The sequence below is a fragment of the Methylophilus sp. DMC14 genome (assembly GCF_056314085.1).
Genome location: NZ_JBQUZA010000002.1, coordinates 18,233 through 39,762 on the forward strand (window position 1 = coordinate 18,233; position 21,530 = coordinate 39,762).

The window sequence follows — 21,530 nt, forward strand, 5'->3', positions numbered from 1 at the left end:
TCATTTAAAACCATGACTGGCAACCGGATTCCGGCGTTGAGGCCAATAAACAAGGCGTTATTCAGCCAATTAAAACCGATTTATTTGCATAGTTTTTGCTAGTTATTTTTTAACGCAGCATTCTTTGTTCTGATGTCAGGTAAGGAGCGTAGTGTATGAATCTCTTTCACACGTTAATCGAGCAAATGCAGGTCATGAAACTGCCGCTATATGCAGTCACCTTGACCGCAGTCCCGCGGGCAGATACCCCGGTGTTGCTCATGTTGCATTGGCATGGCTTTCGCAAACAGCCGACGCCCGCCCTCCCCATGCTTAAACCGACGTTGCAGCCAGTGCCTGGCTCTGCCTTGCAAATCAATGACCGCTGGCGGCAACCGGAAGTGGTCGACGAAGCCGTGCTGGACGCGGCCTGGCAACTGGGCGCCTGGGACGTGCAACGCGAAGAGCACCGCGCTTGCACCTGGGTCGGCGCCAGCGAGCAGGAAGCGCTGGCTTGCAAACAGGCGTTTGGTAAATATGATGAAGTGCTGGAAGACGAACTGCTGGTCAGCGATGCCCCAGACCGTGACGAAATGTTGTACCTCGGTGCCAAAGTTGGGTATATCCGCTGGCAATTCCGGCCAGTGAATGGCGGTGTCTGGCAATCCACGGCTGAGGACGACACCTTACTCGAAGATGGACGGCGTATCCCACCCTGCCCGATTCGGCCCCTTGCACTGAAAGGGGGCAAATTGAGCAAGACTGCGTATCGATTGGGGCAGATCAACCGTATCATCTTGTTGAAATAAGCAAAGGCGAGCGTCTCCGCCGCTTGCCTGCAAGATTAAAGTGCTCCCAAGCATGGCAGGCGGTGAGTATGCATTGCCGCTGGCCGCCCTTAATCAGTGCCGCCCACCCCGTTTATCTAAGTGCTATGGCATGGACGAGATGGAGTCCAGCAGAAAAAATACAAAAACACCCAGGATCGCGATTAAATTTTTATTCTTTTTAGAATGCGAACCACCGTCATGACTGGGCAGAGCCTTGTATTTGCTCGCCTTTGCGAAAGGCGCACGCCAGCGCGCTGGTCATCGCTGATTTTTTCATATTACTTTCACTGGCCTCTGCCAACATAACAATTTATACTGTTTGAACGATGTGTCTGGGGAGGCAATGATGGCAACAATTGAGGTGACTGAGACCAGTCCCAATTCATTTTCTGTCACGGTGAATGGGACACAAACCACCTCACATCAAGTGAATGTCAAGCCAGATTATGCCCAACCATTGCTTGATGCCAGCCAAACGGTGGCAGAACTGGTCAGTGCCTCGTTTCAGTTTTTGCTTGACCGGGAATCGAACACCAGCATTTTGAGAAGCTTTGATTTAAGCGTGATTGAGCGCTATTTCCCAGAGTACCCACAGGCCATACAACGCTATCTTAAGTAATCACCTCCGTATTAACGCATGCTAAATATTAATCATGACACCCAGCTCGCTGCTGTAGATTTGGGCTCCAACAGTTTTCGTCTCGAGATCGGGCGCGTGGTCGATGGCCAGATTCTGCGCGTGGATTATTTGAAAGAGGCGGTCCGCCAGGGCGGGGACTTGGACGAAGACCGAAATCTGAAACCGCAGGCGTTTGAGCGCGGCCTGAAATGCCTGGCCCGCTTTGGCGAGCGTCTGAAAGATTTCCCGGTAGAACATGTGCGCGCTGTCGCGACGCAAACCCTGCGTGAAGCTACCAATAGCGAAGATTTTATCCGCCAGGCACAAAAAGTCCTGGGCTATCCCATTGAGATTATTTCTGGTGTCGAAGAGGCCAGGCTGATTTATCAGGGCGTCAGCCGCATGTTGCCGCAATCGGACGAAAAGCGGCTGGTAGTGGATATTGGCGGACGCTCTACCGAGTTTATTTTGGGTCAACACTTCCGCGCCACGGTAACGGAATCCTTGCGCCTGGGCTCGGTGGGCTGGTCACAAAAATATTTTGCCGATGGCCAGTTTAGCGAACGTAATTTTGAACGCGCCGAAATTGCCGCCGAGTCGATTATCGACATGATTGCCAACCGCTATGTTGGAAAAGCAGAGGTGGCCTATGGGGCCTCGGGCACAGTGGGCGCGGTCGCCGATGTGTTGGCAGGCGCAGGCTTCGCGGCTGACCGCATTGAACGCGCGCAGCTGGAGTGGCTAAAGCAGACGCTGATCAAAGCCAAATCGCCAGACCGGCTGAACATGGAAGGCCTGAAGGATGACCGGCGTGCAGTGATTGGCGGCGGCCTGGCCGTACTGACCGCAGTATTTGATACCTTGAAAATTGACACGCTGATGGTGGCTAACGGCGCGTTAAGGCATGGCGTGCTTTATGACATGCTAAACCCGGAAGATGTCACCGAAGATTTGCGTACTGCGTCGATTGCCAGATTGTGCAAGCAATTTGGTGTTGAAATGGAGCATGCCAACAACGTCAGCAAAATGGCGCTGTATTTTTACGACGCCATGCTGGCCTGTGATACGCAGAAGCCACTGCTACATTGGGCGGCGCTGTGCCATGAAATTGGCTGGGCGATTTCACATACCGATTGCAACAAACATGGTGCCTATATTCTGGATAACACCGAATTGATGGGCTTTGCGCAAAGTGAACTGCATACCATCAGCCTGCTGGTGCTCGGCCATCAAGGCAAGTTACGCAAACTGGATGCAGACTTTGATAATCAGGATTTGGTTTGCCAGCTCATGGCATTGCGTCTGGCCGTAATCTTTTGCCACTCCCGCCGCATGCCCTCACTCAAGCACTTGCAGCTGGAACGCCATAAACAGCAGTTTATTCTGGCGCTGTCCACGCAATGGGCAAACCAGCATCCGCAGACGCATTACCTGCTGGAGGAAGAGTGCCTGCTGTGGCAAAAACTGGGCTGGCAATTAGAGATTCGACACACGTAAAAAAACGGGCGCCAGGCCCGTTTTTTTTGATCACAACTTACTCTTTTTTCTTTTTCTCTTTCTTCTCGTCTTCTTCCTTGAGCTTGGCCATTTTTTCGCGCCACTCTTGCAATTGCTCGTCTTCAATTTCAAGCTGCAAGGCCAGGGCTTCTTCCTGGCTCAGTTTTTCCTTGATGAAGCGTTTGGGTAATTTACCTCCCATGCGGGACAGAATACGCTCAGCCTCATCGGCAGGTAATTGTTTGACTTTATCCAGATACACTGGATTGACCTTGTCTTTCATAGGACTCCCTTTGATTGTCTACTATCCGGCTGTTTAAACAGACCGGATTTAGCTGTTTTGCAGAATCCAGTCGGTGACCGGATTCCACTGTGCAATGTCGACCTCTTTCAAGGTATTCGACAATTCAAAAATACTGAGGCCTTCTTCGGCGGCAGTGACATAAATCTGCGAAGAACGCAGCATGGACAGCACAGAAAAGCCTGACTCATCCATAAAGGTCAACAGACGCTCTGCGGAGCGCGTACGCGGCATCACCCGCATGCCAACCAGACCCACAAATGTTTTATGTTTACGGACGGTTTTTTCTTCTGCCAGCAATTGCAAAAAGTCTTGCGTCGCGCCGATATCAAATGCAGAAGGCGCCACGGGTACCAGTACCAGGTCGGCTTCAGTCACTGCATCAGAAATTTTTTTGTCCCGCAAACCACCCGGGGAATCGGTAATTACCCAGTCAGCCTTTTGCAGGGCGGACTTGCCAAGATCATCGGCATTGTAAACAGTGGCGACATGTGCGGGCCGACGTGCAAGCCAATCTGTGGTTGATTGCTGCCGGTCTATGTCTTCGAGCACAATCTTATGCCCCAGCTGCGCCAGATAGCCAGCAAGATTCGTGGCTAAAGTGGTTTTACCGCTGCCGCCTTTGGTATTTGCCACCAATACCCTGCGCATGCTTCGCTCCCCGTTTCAAGGTGTTGAATTTTGTCATGAAAACCAGCTGATATCACACCATATCAATATGAAATTTTTATGACAATTGATTTTGAACAAAAACAGTATAAACTGTTTTTACTGAACACAACCAGGAGAATCTCATGGCCAGCAAACCAAATAACAAACCCTTGATCCAGAACAAACCGGCCACGACGCCAGCGAAACCGGCTGCCACCGCCAAAGCGCCTGTTGCCAATAAAACGGCTGCAAAGCCAGTGGCACCCGTAGCAGCCAAGCCTACCGCCAAACCGGTATTAAAAACAGCTGCAGCGCCTAAAAAAGCGAGCGGCACACCAGCGATCAAGGTCGTGAACAAAGTCGCCACGGCACCTGAAAAAAACAAGGCCGACAAGGACAAACCAAAAACCAACAAGGTAAAAATGGAACGTGACAGCTTTACCATGCCCAAAGAAGAGTACGCACAAATCGCGACTTTGAAAAAACGCCTTGAAGCGCTGGATAAACCTGTCAAGAAAAGCGAATTGTTACGCGCTGGCCTGAAACTGCTGTCTGCAATGGATGATGCAGCGTTGAAAGCGACACTGGCCAGCATTCCAGTGATTAAAACCGGCAGACCAAAGAAATAAGTTAGTTCACACGCGGCGCCTGCAGTGGCGACAGGCCACTACGCGCTTACTTGATCAGCTCGGGGCTTTGCACACTATATAATTTGTAGGGCGGCCCCGATTTTGGCAAGCGCAGCCACCAGACCGCGCCCTTCTTGATACTGACCTGCCCTTCTGGCAAACCCAAGGCATGCGCAACCAGTTCACCTATCCAGGGCTGATGACCAACCAGCATCATTGATTCAAACGGGCTTTGCGCCAGGATTTGCAGTAGCGGCTCTAGCGGCCTTTCCGGCGCCAGACGCGTATCTTCCTGCCAGTCCTCCCCCCAGTAATCCACGGTTTCACGCGTACGCACGGCAGGACTCACCAGCACATACGTTTGTTTGGGCAAGTATTTTTTGAGCCAGGCGGACATTTGCTTGGCTTGTTTGTGTCCCTTGGCGGTCAACGGCCGCTCGAGGTCAGAGGCCCCATGCATGAGCACCTCTGCTTCTGCATGTCGCCATAAAATCAGGTTTTTAACGGGCATCACACACTTTTATAAAGAATGATACTGGCGTAGTAACAGGTGCTGGCAAGACAGGGGCTCGGCAGCATCAGTCCGCGCGGCCTGTTGATATTGCCCATTCTCACTCAATTGCCAGGCATCCAGATTATCTTGCAGGTAAAGCTGCAGACTTTCGCGATAAATGCGTTGCTGCATGGCGGGGTCTTTGATTGGCCAGGCCAATTCTACGCGGCGGATCATGTTGCGGCTCATCCAGTCTGCGCTCGACAGCCACATCTGCACCTGACCATCCAGCTCAAAGTAAAACACGCGTGAATGCTCGAGCAGGCGACCGACAATGGATCTGACCCGAATGCGGCCTTTAACCGACGGCGCATCCACCGGCAAGATGCAGGCACCCCGCACAATCAAATCAATCTCAACGCCTGCACTGGCGGCCTTCATGAGTGCATTGACCAGCGGGACATCGGTCAGCGCATTCATTTTGGCAATCACCTTGGCGGGCTTGCCCAGCCTGGCCAGGCGCTGCGCCTTTTCCAGCTGCCGGATCATGCTGTTTTGCAGGGTAAACGGCGCCACCAGCAGATGACGCATGGTCGGAATCGGTAGCTCACTGGTCAAGTGACGGAAGACGGCTTCCATTTCTTTGGTCAGATTGGCATCCGCGGTCAGCATGCTCCAGTCGGTATACAAACGCGTGGTTTTCGGGTTGTAGTTGCCGGTGGAAAGATGCCCGTAGCGGTGAATGACCTTGCCCTCACGGCGCATAATCAACAGCATCTTGGCGTGTGTTTTGAGGCCGACCACGCCATACACCACCTGCGCGCCCACAGACTCTAATGCTTCTGCCCAGTTGATGTTGGCTTCTTCGTCAAAACGCGCCTTGAGTTCAACCACCACCAGCACTTCCTTGCCACGGCGCACCGCCTCTTGCAGCAAGCGCAACATGCGTGGATCCGCCCCAGTCCGGTAAATGGTCATGCGAATGGCCAGTACATGCTCATCCTTGACCGCTTCTTCCAGTAGCTGGATCACCACTTCGAAACTCTCGTAAGGCTGGTGAATCAGCAAATCTTTTTCGCGCATTTGCGTCAGCAGCGAAACATTCTTTTTGATGTGCTGCGGCCAGTGCGGCTGGAATGGCACAAACTTGAGATGATCCCCTTTGGCCATGTCTGGCAGCTGAATCAGGCGGCCCAGATTCACCGGACCATTCACGCGGTATAACGCCAGTGGCGGCAGGTTAAATTGCTTGAGTAAAAACTCGGCCAGCGTGTCGTCGCATTCTTGTGTCACCTCAAGTCGCACCGCTTCACCATACTGCCGATGCGCCAGCTCTTCACGTAACGCTGTGCGCAAGTTGATCACATCATCTTCATCCACCTCAAGGTCACTGTTGCGGGTGACGCGGAACTGGGAAAAATGCAGGATGCTGGCGCCTTGGAATAAAACCTCCAGATTGGCGCGGATGATGCTAGTTAGTGAGACAAAGCACTGTTCACCTTTGCTAATAGACGGTGGCAATTGCACCAGGCGCGGAACCACACGCGGCGCACGTACGATGGCGATTTTCTCTTCACCATCGACGGCAATGCGCACAATAAAGTTGAGCGATTTATTGGCCACTTGCGGAAAAGGATGCGAAGGGTCCAGCGACACTGGCATCAAGAACGGCAACACTTCACGCTTGAAGTAATTGGCCACCCAGGTGGTTTGCTCTGGGGTCCTGACCCCACCCGAGACCAGATGTACGTGCTCTTTTGCCAGCGCAGGCATCAACGCATCGTTAAACAGCTGGTATTGCTGGGCCACCAGCGCATGCGCCATGGTTGCCACTTGCTCGCAGGTCGACGCAGTGACCGGGCCACTGGTCACGCCTTGCTGATATGCCTCCATCTGCAAAGGCATGCGGACTTCGAAAAACTCGTCAAGGTTATTGGTGACGATACACAAAAAGCGTAAACGCTCCAGCAAGGGATAGTCCTCTCGCTGAGCCAGAGACAACACTCTGGCATTAAAACTGAGGATACTTTGGTCTCTGTCTAGCAGGGCGGGCGTGTTATTTTTCATGGCGGATATTGTATCGGCTGCAATGCTTTCAATTGTGACAGTTTTATGAAATTACATCTTTCTTAATTCACGCCAGCCGCTTATAGCTGCGCGATGTGTTGCAATCGCAACCGGGCAGCCGTGGTGATCTCGTTCTTTTCTGCCGCGGAAAGTTTTGCCACATGTTTCACCATCAAACTGGTCCGCGGATTGCGTGCAAACAATGCCTCATGCTTGATTAAAAATGCCCAATACAAGGTGGTGAATGGGCAAGCCTGCGCCCCCGTTTTTTGTTTAGGGTCATATTTGCAGTGCTGGCAATAATTGCTCATGCGCTGGATGTATGCACCACTGGCCACATACGGCTTGCTGGTAAAGCGGCCGCCGTTGGCAAACAGGGCCATACCCGCGACATTGGGTAACTCCACCCACGCCACTGCATCAACATACACCGCCAAAAACCAGTCCGAAACCTGTTGCGGGGACAGCTCAGCCAGCGTTGCAAACAAGCCGAGCACCATTAGACGCTGAATATGATGCGCGTAACCATGCTGCAAAGTTTGCCCGATGCACTGCGATAAACAATGCATGCCAGTTTGCCCCGTCCAGAACCAGGCGGGAAGCGCCCCTTGATGGTTAAAATAATTGGCCTTTTCCAGCGCGGGCATTTCCAGCCAATATACGCCACGGATAAACTCGCGCCAGCCCAAAATCTGCCGGATAAATCCCTCTACACTGGCCAAAGGCGATTGCCCCTGCCGATACGCCTGCTCAGCGGCGGCAATTACTTCGCGCGGATTGAGCAATTTGAGGTTTAGGGCCGAGGCCAGCAGTGAATGCCACAAGTATGGCTCTGCTTGCCACATCGCATCTTGATATGGGCCAAACCGCGCCAGCTTTTCTGCAACAAAATGCGCCAGCAAGGTGAGTGCTTGCTCACGGGTGACCGCCCATTGAAAGTCATCCAAGGCTCCCGGATGATCATGAAAGGTCTGATTGACCAGGGTCATCACGGCCTGGGTCACAGCATCGGGTGCAAAAGTGGGTGGCGGCCGCAGGTCTTGTGGCCCCTGCTTGCCCAAAGACTGACGATTGTCCTGGTCATAGTTCCAGTCGCCGCCCTCGGGCGCATCCCCCGCCATTAGAATCTGGTATTTTTTACGCATGCTGCGGTAAAAAAACTCCATGCGCAAAGAAGTATTTTTTTCACCGTAGTGATCCGCCCAGCGCTTGAACTGGTCGATGCTGCACATAAAGTGGGTGTCTTGCAGCACCTGCAGTGGCGTGGCAGATTGCTCAGCCACGGCCTGTAATTGCTGCCAGATACGCCAGTCACCGGGCTCGCATACCTTGATGGCGAGTGGCCGATGCTGTTGCACCATCGCTTGCCAAACGGCTGGCAAATCGGGATAAGTGTGATCATCCAGCGCAAAATAGGTCAGCGGAAAGGATTGTGCACGCAAGCACTCGGCAAAATGCCGCATGGCAGAAAGAAACAGGGTAATGCGCTGACGGTGTGACCAAACATGGGTAGACTCTTGTCTGACCTCGGCCATCACAATATGGTCTTGCGCAGGATCAAAATCCAGCAGGGCCGGGTTATCCAGTGTCAGCTGGTCACCCAAAATAATCACCAGATGCCTCATGACGATTTTGTGCGAGGCTGACGGCGACAACGTTCAGAACAATATTTGACCTGTTCCCAATTCTTGGCCCAGGCCTTGCGCCAGGTCATGGGCTTGCCACATTGCTGGCAAAGCTTGCTTGGTAGCTGTGTCTTGTTGCCTTTGAAGTCTGAAATCATGCCTCAAAGACTGGAATGGCGTCCGATGGTTCCTTAAATACCTTTTTTTGCTGATAGCAGCGGCTGGCAATCTTGCAGATTTCGATAAAGTCTTCCGCCACCAGCGCCGCACGCCCAAGCAAGCCGCCATCAATATCTGGCATGCTCAACAAGCTGTGGGCATTTTGCGGGGTCATGCTGCCGCCATACACAATGCGGATTTGGTCGGCAAATTCGCGATCACGCTCGGCAATCATCATGCGGATAAACGCATGCATCCGCTGCGCCTGATCCGGGCTGGCATGCTCGCCGGTGCCGATCGCCCACACGGGTTCATAGGCGATCACCATATTGAATTTTTTGGCCAGCGCAAATGCTTCGTCATCCAAGCCGTAGACCACATTCAGCATCTGGTTACGCACAATCAACTCGGCCATATCGCCATCGCGCTCATCTAGCGTTTCACCCACACAAAAAATCGGCGTCAGCCCGGCATGCAGGGCATTGAGCATGCGCTTGGTGGCAACCTGATTGCTTTCCAGCTTGAGCGCACGGCGCTCGGAATGCCCGATAATGGTGTAGGTGCAACCGAACTCGGCGACCATTTTGGCCGAAATACAGGAGGTAAATGCGCCCTCTGTATACTGGCTGACATTTTGCGCGCCCCAGGCAATGGCCGAATCCTGCAACAGGGCTTGCGCCTGAAACAGGTAGACATAGGGCAGGCAGACCGCCGCATCCATGCCCTGCAGATCGTGCAGTTCTTGCTTGAGACGGTTGAGTAAGCCCTGGTTTTCGAGCAACCCACCGTGTAGCTTCCAGTTACCAACCACTAATTTTTGTCGCATGATGTTTCCTTTATTCATGCCCCCTCGTGCGGATTGTTGATGTGCTCAACTTATGTTTTTACTTGTCTTTTTACTGACCTTGTTGCTTGCGTTGATGATGCGTTCAACCCGGTGTCACCGGCGGTTAATAAATAGCCGCCATTTTCTCCAGTGAAATCACCTTGATTTTGCTGGCCTGACCGGCACTGCCAAAAGCCTCAAACCGCTCTTTGCACAAATGCTGCGCCGCGGTAATCGCTTCCTTGAAGTATTTGCGCGGATCGAACTCTTCAGGATGCTCGGCCATATGTGCGCGGATCGCCGCAGTCATTGCCAGACGGATATCGGTATCAATATTGACCTTGCGCACCCCGTTTTTAATGCCCTCGACAATTTGAGACACTGGCACGCCATAGGTTTCCTTGATATTGCCACCATATTGCCGGATCTGCTCCAGTAAAGACTGTGGCACGCTGGAGGAACCATGCATCACCAGATGCGTATTGGGGATTTTGGCGTGAATCTCGCGAATGCGTTTAATCGACAAGGTTTCGGCTGAAGGCGGCCGTGTAAATTTATAGGCGCCATGGCTGGTCCCAATGGCAATCGCCAGCGCATCGACCTTGGTGGCCGAGACAAAGGCAGCCGCTTCATCGGGGTCCGTCAGCAGCTGTGACTCGTCCAGCTTGCCTTCGGCGCCGACGCCATCTTCCTCGCCAGCCATGCCGGTTTCAAGCGAACCCAACACCCCGAGCTCGCCTTCCACCGAGACACCCACCGCATGCGCAAACTCAACCACTCGGCGGGTCATCTCGACATTGTATTCATAACTGGCTGGCGTTTTGCCGTCCTCTTTGAGCGAACCATCCATCATCACGCTGGAAAAACCACTACGGATCGCCATCTGGCAGACCTTGGGCGAAGCGCCATGGTCCTGGTGCATACACACCGGAATATGCGGATACTGCTCAATCGCTGCTTCCACCATTTTGCGCAGAAAAGACTCGCCCGCATAACCGCGCGCACCGGCAGAGGCCTGTAAAATCACCGGGCTATCCACTTCATCTGCCGCCTTCATGATGGAGAGAATCTGTTCCATATTGTTGATATTGAAGGCGGGCAGTCCATAACTGTGTTCGGCCGCGTGGTCCAATAATTGTCTGAGCGAAATTAATGCCATATGTCACACTCCTTTTAATCAGTGGCTTGCGGATGATCACTGTCTTGCCAATGATACTCGCGCAAGCGCTGTATTTCCTGTTTGGCGCCTAACAGTACCGGCACGCGTTGATGACAACTGTCCGGCTGGATAGCCAGAATCGGCTGCTTGCCGTCTATGCTCTCGCCCCCGGCCTGACTTACCAGCAAGCTCATCGGGTTTGCTTCATAAAGTAATCTTAACCGCCCAGCCCTGACAGGTTGCTTACGGTCGTGCGGATAAAGAAACACGCCACCCCGGGTTAAAATCCGGTGCACATCCATGACCATGCTGGCGCACCAGCGCATATTGAAGTCGCGACCGCGCGGACCATCGGCGCCTTGCAGGCATTCGTTGATATAACGCTGCATGGCAGGCGCCCAGTAGCGCTGGTTACTGGCATTGATGGCAAATTCCGAGGTCTCCTCGGCGATTTGTACCGTTTGCTGGGTCAACATAAAGGTATTGCTGTCATGATCCAGCGTAAACACATGGGTGCCTTGCCCCAGCGTCAGAACCATCAACGTTGCCGGCCCATACATGAGATAGGCTGCGGCACGCTGGTCCTGGCCAGGTTGTAAAAAGGCCTGCTCACCGAGGGTAGAGACTCCAATATTCGGCAGCACCGAAAAAATACTGCCGACCACGCCGTTAATCGCCAGGTTAGAAGAGCCATCCAGCGGATCCATACTGACCAAAAATGGTGCATCCAGCGTCTCAAACAGCACCGGATGATCTTCTTCTTCTGACAGCACGCCAGCCACCACCGCAGAAGCGCGCAGTTGCGCCACCGCCAGTTCATGGCTGCGGATATCCAGCTTCATCTGGGTTTCGCCCTGCACATTGGTGCTGGTCATTTTTTCGGTCACGCCCTGCAGCGCCCCTTGCCGGATGAGCGCCGCAATCTCAATGCCCGCCTGGGCCAAATGAGAGACCAGTACATTCAGGCCGTGATTTACAGAGACTTTTTCTAAGAACACCTCTAATTGCATGGCAATCACCTTTAGGTTGAATATTGTTAGGCCATGTCACACTGTAACATTGATAGCCGTCATTAAAAGAGTGATGACGCACTGAAATCCAGTGCAGTTATCCCACACAGGCTATAAAGAATTGCATGCAATGTTTATGCCTGCTATCTGGTAGACGCCCTCTCACTGACAATGTTCAACCCAATTGATGACAGCCATGCTGTCGCAGCGGGGAATAGTTAAGGTGGCAGAGTGGAAGCTGCTGCAGAAAGTAGCTGTTGAATCGCCTGCTGCGCGGCAATAAAGCCCGCACTCGCCGTCACGCAGATACTGGAGCCATAGCCCGCACAATGCAGGCCAGTCAGGCCCGCTTGAGGCGTCTCGCAAGCCTCTTGCGGGCGCTCCACGGGCTCATCTGAATACACGGCCATGAGGCCAAACTTGCTTGATTTTTTGTGATCCGAGGCTTTGGGAAAGCCATGGTCACGGCGCAATTGATTACGCACTTTTGACAGCATGCGGTCACCCTGCACATGCGCGAGGTCCGCCAAGCGCAACCGCGTCGCATCAAGCTTGCCCCCGGCGCTGCCGACCATCACCAGCGGCAAGCTGTGTTGTTTGCAGTAAGCCGCCAGCGCAATTTTGGCTTTGGTGTCATCCATGCAGTCCACAATAAGGTCTGGTTGCCCGGCCAGCATTTGCGCGAGATTGTCCGGCGTCACAAAATCCTCAATCTCGTTGACGACACATACGGGATTAATTTCGGCGATCCGCTCCTGCATGGCCGTGACCTTGGCCTTGCCCAGATTGCCTGACAGTGCATGAATCTGGCGATTCATGTTCGATTCGGCAATATTATCCAGGTCTACCAGCGTGAGCTTGCCCACCGCATTGCGCGCCAGTGCCTCTGCGGCCCAGGAGCCAACACCACCGATGCCGATCACCATGACATGCGATTGCTGCAAACGCGCCAGGCCCGGCTCACCATACAAGCGGCGCACGCCGGAAAAGCGGCGCGCCATCTCGACATCGACAGACAAGTCCAAATCCATTACCCCTAGCTCGTTTCCAGCACCACATACGCCAGGGCAAGATTTTTCTCATCACTGATGCTGATATGCGACTGGTGGATATGATGCTGTTTGAGAAAAGCCTGCAAGGCGGTAGATAATTGCAGCAAGGGACGCCCCAAGGCATCATGCGTCACCGCGATGTTATGGAAGCTGACTTCACCGCGAATGCCGGTACCGATGGCTTTGGCAAAGGCTTCTTTCGCCGCAAACCGCTTGGCCAGAAAGCGGGCTTTGAGCTGGCTAGCCTGGTAGTCAGCCCATTCGGCATCGGCCAAAATGCGCTTGGCAAAGGCCTCGCCAAACTGCTCCAGTGACGCCTGAATGCGCTCAACTTCAACAATATCCGCGCCTATGCCATAAATCATCGCCACTCCTTCTCCGCCATGGATGCGTGTTTATCTGCTGGAAAACTCTTTCATCAGTGCTTTCATTTCGCGCACGGCATGGTCCCAGCCCACAAACAAGGCATGCGCCACAATCGCGTGGCCGATATTCAGCTCTTCAAAGCCTGGCAAGCGCGCAATATGATGCACATTGTGATAATGCAGGCCATGCCCGGCATTCACCACCAAGCCGGCGGCTTTGGCATGGTTAAGCGCGGTCGTAATTTTATCCAGTTCGGCCAGTTGCGCTTTTTCAGTTTCTGCATCGGCAAAGGTCCCGGTATGCAACTCAATCACAGGTGCGCCCATTTTGGTGGCGGCATCAATTTGCGCCAGATCGGGTGCAATAAACAAAGAGACGCGGATACCTTGCTCAGACAGTTTTTTAACCGCGTGTTCGACTTTGGCATAGTGGGTCAATACATCCAACCCGCCTTCCGTCGTGCGTTCTTCACGCCGCTCTGGCACCAGGCAGACATCCTGTGGTTTAACCTGAATGGCGATATCAATCATCTCGCTGGTCACCGCACATTCCAGGTTCATTTTGGTTTGCAGTAACGGCCGCAAGGCAAAAATATCCGCATCCTGCATGTGGCGCCTATCCTCGCGCAAATGTAGCGTGATGCTGTCAGCGCCGGATTGTTCTGCACGCAATGCAGCCTGCACCACGCTGGGGTATTTGGTGCCACGCGCCTGACGGATGGTGGCCACGTGATCAATATTGACGCCTAGTTTTAACATAGAAAAAAGCACTAACCGGATAAAAACCTTATTTTACCTGCGGATGGCCTAAAACCCTATGCTCCCGTAAAAAGCGATGCAGATAAAGCGCCAGCTTGTATGCTGAAAGCGGATTGCAACCAGCCCTATCAGCCTTGCACTTTTGACGGCAGGACAAATAGACTAAAATCAGATCATCATGATGACTACCGCCGCGCATCAATCGCAATCAACCGCGGGGACTGTCCATTAGAATAACTCAAACAAATAAGCGAGATAAAAGGGGCACAATTGCAAAAAATCACCGACTATTTCAAACAGGCGCCTCTGCAACAGATCCTGTTTGAGTTTCTGGATGTGATTCCGATCCCCATCTTGATGTCGGAAGAGATCAATCCAACGACCCAGCACCGCGAGCACCGGTTTTTGAATCGGGCCTTTATCGAGCAGATTGGCTATACCCTGGAAGAAATTCCTGATATTGCACACTGGTTCAAGCATGCTTATCCCGATCCTGACTACCGACAACAGGTCATCGATGACTGGTCACTCGCCGTCAGCGAAAGCCTGGCAGAGGGCCGCACTACGGCAGAAAGGACCGCGCTGATTCGATGCAAAAATGGTCATCAACGCTGGTTTTCCGTGGTGGTGCAACTGCAAGCGCAAACCGCTACCAACTTGCAAATTGTGACATTCCGGGATATTCATGCGCTCAAAAGCAATATTGACGAATATCACCATCTTTCGCAGACAGATCAACTGACCCAACTGCTTAACCGTCGGGCAGGTAGCCAACTGTTAACCGCAGCCTGCACCCGTTTTCACCGCGACAACGAACCATTTTCTGTGATCATGTGTGATATTGATGACTTCAAGCGCATCAATGACCATTATGGCCATGCCGCTGGCGATGAGGTGTTATGCCAAATGGCAGAAGCACTGCTCAAAACCAGCCGAAAACATGACAGCATTGTCCGCTGGGGTGGTGAAGAATTTCTGCTCATCTTACCCGGCACCCAACTGCAAGAAGCGACACTGATTGCAGAAAGATTGCGCCAACTCATCCAGGCGCAGACCTGCTTGCTGGACAAGCAACGTGTTTATTTAACCATGAGCTTTGGTTGCGCCACGGTACAGGCAGGACAATCTGAAACTGAATTGCTGAACATGGCTGACCAGGCACTTTACCATGCAAAAAATGGCGGACGTAATCGCGTATGGAGCGAGAGCACCGATTAGTCGCATCAAGGTTGGGTAGCTACGGATCCCCACGCGATTTGCTCCAGCTGACCTATTGCCCAAACGTCTGCCCCCAGTTTTCGCTGGGACTACACCACCGTTGTGATGCTTGCAGTTAACACGCAGCAAGGTCTTCATAGAGGCTTATAGGCCGCTGTCACGCGAATATACATCGGCCGTCATCAAAGATTAACCCGCGTCCGCCATCATGCCCGCGTAGTAAACACTTTCAACACTACCATGCCCCAGCCGGGGGATGTTAATCAAGCGGGATAATTGTGAATAAATCAAAAGTATTTAAATCAACGGCCATGGTGGCCGCTGTCGCGGGCCTGTCATTCGGTGCCGTGTCGTTAGTCTCTGGGCTGGAAGTCAAGCCTATGCCTGCCTCTACCGAAGGTAAAGGTTCCTGGATGGCTGGTGACCTGCATACCCATACCGTGGAGTCTGATGACTCTCGCACGACGCAGACGCTGGACTTTTTGCTGGACAAGGCGCTGGGCACTTACAAACTGGACTGGATGATTCTGAGCAATCATTTGCGCTCTTCCAAATATGATCAGAACGGCAATTTGCTGGCCAAACCCGTGCCATTTGCCTATGCGATGGAGTCGATTGAGATTCCGCACGTGAAAGACATGCAGGCAAGCGGCACTTACGCAGACAAGATGATACTCTCGGCGGCAGAATGGGATATGCCTACCCACGACCATGCCAATGTAGTCATGTTCCAGAATGAATCGACGCTGGAGACGTCTACCGATGGTGCTAAAGAATTCCAGTATCTGTTTACCACCCTGTCTGAATCATTGTTTAACCCGCAGGATGTCGCGGCCTGGAAAAACAGGAATGGTTCGATTCGCCCTAACCAAACCGGCGCAGACGCCTTGTCCGCGATCGCCTGGTTAAAAACCCATTATCCGACCACCAGCTTTGCCACCATCAACCACCCGTCTCGCAATCCAAACAAATATACGATCAAGGACTTTCGTCAAATGAATGACTTGGCCCCGGATATCGTATTTATGATTGAAGGCATGGTCGGTAACCAGATGGAGCCTGACCGTGGCGGCTATACCTCTGCCTATATTGACGCGAACCTGCCTAACCGCACCTATGGCGGCGTGGACGCCGTTGTTGCCAAAGTGGGCGGCGTATGGGATGCGCTGTTAGGCGAAGGTCGCCACGTTTGGAACATCGCAGACTCCGACTCACACTTCAAGATTGATGCAGCCAGCAATAGCAGCGGCTACTATCCAGGCGAATATGCCAAGAACTACGTGTGGATGCCAGAAAGCGGCAAAGGCACAGCCACCGGCTTGATCGCCAGTCTGCGTGAAGGCCGCATGTTTGGCGTGTTTGGTGACTTGATCAATGCCCTGGACTTCCGCGTCGTCGGCTCGTCTGGCACCGCATTTATGGGTCAGGAAATCAAGGTTGGTGCGGGTGAAAAAATCAAATTGACCATCCGCTTCAAGAGCCCGGATCTTAACAATTACCTGAAGCCGGTTGATGGTAACACCCTCGCCAACATGAAACCTGTGGTCAACCATGTGGACTTAATTGTCGGTGATGTCACGCCCAAAGCCAGCCCGGACTCTGCGGCTTACAACGTTGCCACCAACCCGTCTACACGCGTGCTGAAGCGATTCACCGCAGCCGACTGGAAAGTAGGCAAAGATGGCTTTGCCTCGGTGACTGTGCAGCTGGTCGCCAACAAAAACCAGTACTTCAGATTGCGCGGCACCAATCTGGCGGTGGATGCGCCTGGATTCAGCTACAACGGCGAACCGCTGGCAGACCAGAAAACCTGGGTACTGAACAATCAGGGCGGCGTGGATAACAATGGTCGTGTCAACGCGATTAACGACCGCAACTACAGCAGCCTGTGGTTTTACTCCAACCCGGTGTTCGTTTCCGTTCGTTAAGATGAAATAGGAGGCGCAAGACGCGCCTCTTCATCGACACATGACGGGCGTTTGATTGATTTAACTTTTTTAGGATTTGTGATGCAATTGATTAAATATTTAGTAGTGTTTCTGGCGCTCACCTTTGCTGGTAGCGGTGTAGCACTGGCCGATTATCGTTACAACATTGTGGCGGTCGATGATGTGAATGGCGACCCAACCTTCTCTGGCAGCATGACCACCAGCGCGCCATTTTCATTAAACTATAATTTCAGCGTGCTGGACTTTGTCCTGAATGACCCCTTGGACAACGTCAGCTATCGCTCTAGCGATTCCAGCATTAGCATAGACAAACAGGGGTTTACGTTTGCAGCCAATAACGGCGCGTCGACGTTTATCCTGACGTTGTATCCTGATAATAGCTATTTCTCTGAGTTCACCGCACAGGGACTATCCACGGTCAGCAATTCGGGCTATTTCAGTTTTGTTCAGCAAACGGCAGCGGTTCCAGAGCCAGCCACCAACGCCCTGCTGTTAGCTGGCCTGGCTGTGTTTGTTTTAGTGGCCCGTCGCCAACAAAAAGCCGGTTAGATTCAGCGTGGCCTTGTGAGATACTTCAAGGCCACGTCCGAATCAAGCGCGACCAGTCAACTCGTGACTACTCGCTCAGGCAAGGTGAGTGCTGATCTGCCACTCACCTTGCAACCCCAGATATCCTCGCTATCAGGACGTGAGACCGTAGCAACGGTTGCCTTCAGAAGCCTTGTAAGTCCACCAGCAATTGCCGGGTATGCAAGGGCTTTTCACCCAGATAATGCTGTAATAAATAACGCATCAACTGCTTGCTTTGCGCTTGAGTGGTGCTATCGCTGTAGTCGCCACGCGCCATTTGTAGCAGCGTATTGCCCAGAATCAGCAGGCCGTTTTTAGTGGCGGACGGATCACAGGCGCCATAATCTGCCTCAAAACGGTAGGTGCTATCGGCATGGATGATTTCACCATGTTCATCATGGGTGAGCGGAACGGCGTAGCCGAGTTCTTGCAACATTTTGAGTTCAAACTTGCGCATCACCATGGCCAGTTGCGTGCCATCTACCGGCATTGGCAAGGCCGACAGTGTCTGTACGGTTTGTGCGTAATATTCAAATAGCTGCACATGGGCATCGTCGCGCGGCAGCAGCCGCAGCAACAGCTCGTTCATGTAAAAGCCGCACATCAGCGCATCGCCCCTGAGCAAGGTGAGGCCGGTCATCCACTCCAGGTCATGCAGGGTTTTAAGCTCATTTTTACCCGACCAGGTGCCAGCCAGTTGCTGAAAAGACTGCAGCATGCCACGCATGGCTGAAAGCGGGCGGCGCGCGCCTTTAGCCACGGCGGCAATGCGGCCCAGGTCGCGACTGAACATTTCGACGACCAGGCTGGTTTCTTTAAAGGGATAGGTATGAAGAATGAAAACCGGTTGCAGGCTTTGTTTGTGACTGCCTGAATCAGAAGGTTTTACTGCCATGTGGATGCCAGTAGATAAGAACCTGCCAGGCTAGAAACCCAGGCTTTTTAGCGCGCGCGCATCGTCTGCCCAACCACCTTTTACCTTGACCCAGGTTTCAAGATAGACTTTGGAGCCAAACAGCTTTTCCATGTCCTGGCGCGCTTCGGTTGAAATCTGTTTTAATTTCTCGCCACCCTTGCCAATGATCATGGGCTTCTGGCTTTCTTTATCGACAATAATCGCGGCAAAAATGCGGCGCAGGTTTTTCACCGTTTCAAATTTTTCAATTTCTACCGTCACCGAGTAAGGCACTTCATCACCCAACAGGCGGAACACCTTTTCGCGGACCAGTTCGGCGGCCAGAAAGCGCTCGTTTTTATCCGTCAGTTCATCTTCGGCATACATGGCAGCCTGCTCGGGCAAATGCTCGCGAATCGCGGCTAACAGCTCATCCAGATAAAGATTCTTTTTGGCACTAACCGGGATAATGCCCGCAAAGTCAAACAGCAAGTCAAAGTCCTGAATCAGGGGTAGCAAGTTGCCTTTGTCGCCCATGAGGTCGGCTTTATTCACCACCAGCAATACCGGTTTGTTCTTAGGCAGCAGTTTAAGCACCAGCTCATCGGCCTCGCCCAGTTTCATCGGCTCGATCACAAACAGCACTACATCGACTTCGGTCAATACCTGGGTGACGGTCTTGTTAAGCGACTTATTGAGCGCGTTAATATGCTTTTGCTGAAAACCCGGGGTATCGACAAACAGAAACTGCGTGTCTTCAGTGGTATGAATCCCGAGCAGACGGTGACGGGTGGTCTGCGCCTTGCGCGAAGTAATTGCCAGCTTCATGCCCAGAATATGGTTGAGCAAGGTCGATTTGCCCACATTGGGTCTGCCCACGATGGCAATGGTGCCGCAACGGAAATGGTCTGAGGCTGTTGTCTGTTCTGTCATGATTGTATCTTTTCCATGGCCAATTTGGCCGCTTGTTGCTCAGCCACGCGGCGGCTGGTGCCCACACCTGTGGTCGTCAACTTGAGTTTTTTAATTTCACATTGCACGGTAAACGTTTGTGCATGTGCTTCGCCTTCGATAGACACCACCTGATATTCAGGCAAATCCATTTTTTTGCTTTGCAGGTATTCTTGCAACTGCGATTTGGCATCCTTGTCGATCGATGTTGGATCTATGGTCTGCAGCTTGTCGCGATATAACAAGGCCACCACTTGCTGCGCAGAGTCAAACCCGCCATCCAGATAGACAGCACCGACAATCGCCTCCAGCGCATCGGCCAGAATAGACGGACGACGCCAACCAGCACTTTTCAACTCCCCCTCACCCAACTTGAGCGCATCGCCTAAATGCAAGCTGATGGCAATCTCGGCCAGGCTGGATTCTTTGACCAGCTTGGCACGCAGTCGGCTTAAATCGCCTTCCGGGATATCAGGAAACAAATTGAACAGCTGGTGCGCAATAATAAAGTTTAAAACGCTATCGCCTAAAAACTCCAGCCGCTCATTATTGGTGGCCGAAAAGCTGCGGTGCGTGAGCGCCTGCTGCAACAAGTCAGGTTGCGAAAATTGGTAACCAATTCTGGTTTGTAAGACAGGCAGTACGCTCATTGAATGACAATCCCTTTTGCCACTAGGGTTTGCTGGCAGCATCAAAATCAATCAACAGAGACATGGTCTCAGTGAGCGGGATCTTTTTCTGGTAGCGCATGGCCACCGCCCCTGCACTGATTTCGAGCTCACGGCTGGAAACGTCTTTAATACTATCGACCTGCATCTGACGATCAAACGCCGTACGCATGTCCTGCTCGCTTTGCAACAGCGGGTCATGCGCAATCCGGTTAATGGTGGATTGAATCGAGAAATACTCCATATAGGCTGGTAAGGCTTTCAAGGCGACCAAACCCAAAATGCCAAATGCCGTCAATACCAGTAAAAAACCGATAAAGCCGATCCCGTGTTGATCAGAAATCTTTGAGTATTTCATAGATGCTTTCCTCAAAAAGAGACGTCTCGCCACGGCTGACCGCAGCATTAGCCGATACGTTGCCCGATACGGCGCCACTGGTCAAAATTGAACCAGATAAAGAAGGCTTTACCCACCAGATGTTTTTCAGCAACAAAGCCCCAGACACGGCTGTCAGAACTATTGTCACGGTTATCGCCCATGGCAAAGTATTCGCCTTCAGGCACGGTAATGGTTTCGCCCTGCATGAAGCGGTCACCCAGACTACCTGGGCCATATTGGTTCATGATGTCATGAATCAGTACATCATGCTTGACGTCGCCCAGTTGCTCGCTCAGGCGTGAGGCGGTGACATCCACCGCACGGGCGTTGCCGCTTTCGTCGTTAACGCTCAAGGCATATTGGTAAGGCGCGATAAAATCCAGGCTAATCACCTTGCCGTTAATAGTCAGCTGTTTGTCACGGTACTGAATCTTGTCGCCGGGCAGACCAACCACACGCTTGATATAGTCGATTGATGGGTCTGGCGGATAATGAAACACAAATACGTCACCACGCTGCGGCTTACCCATGGGGTAAAACACATTATTGAGGATGGGTACACGCAGGCCATAGGTGAATTTATTGACCAGAATATAGTCACCCGCCAACAGCGTCGGCATCATGGAGCCGGAAGGAATCTTGAATGGCTCGACGATAAATGAGCGGACGGTAAATACCAGCAGAATGACCGGGAAAAAGCTTTTACTGTATTCCACATACCATGGATCAGGCACCTCTCCGAGCGCACCGGCTTGGCGCTGCTTGCGCAGCACCAGGATATCCAGCAGCCAGATCACCCCTGACACCAGCAAAATCACCAACATAAAAATTGCAAAATACATGCTTGTTTCCTGAGTAAGCACCATCACGCGCGGTGAT

24 protein-coding genes are annotated in these 21,530 nt (G+C 52.5%); 7 read left to right on the forward strand and 17 right to left on the reverse strand.

Annotation, left to right across the window (positions count from 1 at the left end; translation table 11 throughout):
* The first annotated feature begins 155 nt into the window (after window positions 1-155).
* The 3 genes from ACT53C_RS04305 to ppx all read left to right on the forward strand — a co-directional run bounded on the left by ACT53C_RS04305 (window position 156) and on the right by ppx (window position 2,925).
* The gene (locus tag ACT53C_RS04305) at window positions 156-788 is read left to right on the forward strand and encodes a diguanylate cyclase (RefSeq protein ID WP_275356776.1); all 633 of its coding nucleotides are present in this window, start codon (window positions 156-158) and stop codon (window positions 786-788) included.
* Window positions 789-1,152: 364 nt separating this feature from the next.
* Window positions 1,153-1,428, forward strand: coding sequence for a hypothetical protein (locus ACT53C_RS04310; protein WP_476144985.1), 276 nt, complete (start codon window positions 1,153-1,155; stop codon window positions 1,426-1,428).
* An 18-nt stretch (window positions 1,429-1,446) separates the two neighbouring features.
* The gene (gene ppx / locus ACT53C_RS04315; RefSeq protein ID WP_194749505.1) at window positions 1,447-2,925 is read left to right on the forward strand and encodes an exopolyphosphatase; all 1,479 of its coding nucleotides are present in this window, start codon (window positions 1,447-1,449) and stop codon (window positions 2,923-2,925) included.
* Window positions 2,926-2,962: 37 nt separating this feature from the next.
* Here ppx and ACT53C_RS04320 read toward each other — a convergent pair whose 3' ends face one another.
* Window positions 2,963-3,208, reverse strand: coding sequence for a hypothetical protein (locus ACT53C_RS04320; RefSeq protein WP_338656752.1), 246 nt, complete (start codon window positions 3,206-3,208; stop codon window positions 2,963-2,965).
* Between the two features lie 48 nt (window positions 3,209-3,256).
* Window positions 3,257-3,877, reverse strand: coding sequence for an AAA family ATPase (locus tag ACT53C_RS04325; RefSeq protein WP_476144988.1), 621 nt, complete (start codon window positions 3,875-3,877; stop codon window positions 3,257-3,259).
* Window positions 3,878-4,020: 143 nt separating this feature from the next.
* Here ACT53C_RS04325 and ACT53C_RS04330 point away from each other — a divergent pair, with 143 nt between their 5' ends.
* Window positions 4,021-4,506, forward strand: a complete 486-nt coding sequence (locus ACT53C_RS04330) for a hypothetical protein (RefSeq protein WP_476144990.1) — start codon at window positions 4,021-4,023, stop codon at window positions 4,504-4,506.
* A 46-nt stretch (window positions 4,507-4,552) separates the two neighbouring features.
* Here ACT53C_RS04330 and ACT53C_RS04335 read toward each other — a convergent pair whose 3' ends face one another.
* From ACT53C_RS04335 to pdxJ, 10 genes are all read right to left on the reverse strand, one after another.
* Window positions 4,553-5,017, reverse strand: coding sequence for a SixA phosphatase family protein (locus ACT53C_RS04335; protein WP_194749501.1), 465 nt, complete (start codon window positions 5,015-5,017; stop codon window positions 4,553-4,555).
* Window positions 5,018-5,026: 9 nt separating this feature from the next.
* A complete protein-coding gene (gene ppk1 / locus ACT53C_RS04340; RefSeq protein ID WP_476144992.1) occupies window positions 5,027-7,066 on the reverse strand; it encodes a polyphosphate kinase 1 in 2,040 nt (679 codons plus the stop codon).
* 80 nt (window positions 7,067-7,146) lie between these two features.
* Window positions 7,147-8,691, reverse strand: a complete 1,545-nt coding sequence (locus ACT53C_RS04345; protein ID WP_476144994.1) for a cryptochrome/photolyase family protein — start codon at window positions 8,689-8,691, stop codon at window positions 7,147-7,149.
* Entirely contained in the window at window positions 8,688-8,849 is a 162-nt protein-coding gene (locus tag ACT53C_RS04350) for a DUF2256 domain-containing protein (RefSeq protein ID WP_476144996.1), read from the reverse strand. The genes ACT53C_RS04345 and ACT53C_RS04350 overlap by 4 nt, the downstream gene beginning before the upstream one ends.
* Window positions 8,846-9,676, reverse strand: a complete 831-nt coding sequence (gene tpiA, locus ACT53C_RS04355) for a triose-phosphate isomerase (RefSeq protein ID WP_275356770.1) — start codon at window positions 9,674-9,676, stop codon at window positions 8,846-8,848. The genes ACT53C_RS04350 and tpiA overlap by 4 nt, the downstream gene beginning before the upstream one ends.
* 124 nt (window positions 9,677-9,800) lie before the next feature.
* Window positions 9,801-10,835, reverse strand: a complete 1,035-nt coding sequence (gene fba / locus ACT53C_RS04360; protein WP_313987244.1) for a class II fructose-bisphosphate aldolase — start codon at window positions 10,833-10,835, stop codon at window positions 9,801-9,803.
* Window positions 10,836-10,849: 14 nt separating this feature from the next.
* The gene (locus tag ACT53C_RS04365) at window positions 10,850-11,845 is read right to left on the reverse strand and encodes a class 1 fructose-bisphosphatase (RefSeq protein ID WP_476144998.1); all 996 of its coding nucleotides are present in this window, start codon (window positions 11,843-11,845) and stop codon (window positions 10,850-10,852) included.
* A 218-nt stretch (window positions 11,846-12,063) separates the two neighbouring features.
* Window positions 12,064-12,876: a tRNA threonylcarbamoyladenosine dehydratase gene (locus ACT53C_RS04370; protein WP_476145000.1), complete on the reverse strand. Its 813-nt coding sequence runs from the start codon at window positions 12,874-12,876 to the stop codon at window positions 12,064-12,066.
* Window positions 12,877-12,881: 5 nt separating this feature from the next.
* On the reverse strand, window positions 12,882-13,262 hold the full coding sequence (acpS, locus tag ACT53C_RS04375) for a holo-ACP synthase (RefSeq protein WP_275356767.1): 381 nt from the start codon (window positions 13,260-13,262) through the stop codon (window positions 12,882-12,884).
* Between the two features lie 30 nt (window positions 13,263-13,292).
* Complete coding sequence (pdxJ, locus tag ACT53C_RS04380; protein WP_476145003.1) at window positions 13,293-14,021, reverse strand: pyridoxine 5'-phosphate synthase; 729 nt, start codon at window positions 14,019-14,021, stop codon at window positions 13,293-13,295.
* Between the two features lie 270 nt (window positions 14,022-14,291).
* Between pdxJ and ACT53C_RS04385 the strand changes: the two genes are divergently transcribed.
* The 3 genes from ACT53C_RS04385 (at window position 14,292) to ACT53C_RS04395 (ending at window position 17,737) form a co-directional block, all read left to right on the forward strand.
* Window positions 14,292-15,239 carry a GGDEF domain-containing protein gene (locus ACT53C_RS04385; RefSeq protein ID WP_476145005.1) on the forward strand — a complete coding sequence of 316 codons (948 nt, stop codon included), beginning with the start codon at window positions 14,292-14,294 and terminating at the stop codon, window positions 15,237-15,239.
* 278 nt (window positions 15,240-15,517) lie between these two features.
* The gene (locus tag ACT53C_RS04390; RefSeq protein WP_476145007.1) at window positions 15,518-17,167 is read left to right on the forward strand and encodes a hypothetical protein; all 1,650 of its coding nucleotides are present in this window, start codon (window positions 15,518-15,520) and stop codon (window positions 17,165-17,167) included.
* 81 nt (window positions 17,168-17,248) lie between these two features.
* On the forward strand, window positions 17,249-17,737 hold the full coding sequence (locus ACT53C_RS04395) for a PEP-CTERM sorting domain-containing protein (protein ID WP_476145009.1): 489 nt from the start codon (window positions 17,249-17,251) through the stop codon (window positions 17,735-17,737).
* Between the two features lie 163 nt (window positions 17,738-17,900).
* On the opposite strand, the gene recO is transcribed toward ACT53C_RS04395, so the two are convergent.
* The 5 genes from recO to lepB are packed head-to-tail and all read right to left on the reverse strand — an operon-like array spanning window position 17,901 to window position 21,493.
* Complete coding sequence (recO, locus tag ACT53C_RS04400) at window positions 17,901-18,653, reverse strand: DNA repair protein RecO (protein ID WP_194749482.1); 753 nt, start codon at window positions 18,651-18,653, stop codon at window positions 17,901-17,903.
* Window positions 18,654-18,683: 30 nt separating this feature from the next.
* Window positions 18,684-19,586 carry a GTPase Era gene (era, locus tag ACT53C_RS04405; RefSeq protein WP_194749481.1) on the reverse strand — a complete coding sequence of 301 codons (903 nt, stop codon included), beginning with the start codon at window positions 19,584-19,586 and terminating at the stop codon, window positions 18,684-18,686.
* Window positions 19,583-20,254 carry a ribonuclease III gene (rnc, locus tag ACT53C_RS04410; RefSeq protein WP_476145012.1) on the reverse strand — a complete coding sequence of 224 codons (672 nt, stop codon included), beginning with the start codon at window positions 20,252-20,254 and terminating at the stop codon, window positions 19,583-19,585. Before rnc ends, era begins: the two co-directional genes overlap by 4 nt.
* Before the next feature lie 22 nt (window positions 20,255-20,276).
* Window positions 20,277-20,630 carry a DUF4845 domain-containing protein gene (locus ACT53C_RS04415; protein ID WP_194749479.1) on the reverse strand — a complete coding sequence of 118 codons (354 nt, stop codon included), beginning with the start codon at window positions 20,628-20,630 and terminating at the stop codon, window positions 20,277-20,279.
* Between the two features lie 47 nt (window positions 20,631-20,677).
* On the reverse strand, window positions 20,678-21,493 hold the full coding sequence (gene lepB, locus ACT53C_RS04420) for a signal peptidase I (RefSeq protein WP_194749478.1): 816 nt from the start codon (window positions 21,491-21,493) through the stop codon (window positions 20,678-20,680).
* Window positions 21,494-21,530: the final 37 nt, after the last annotated feature.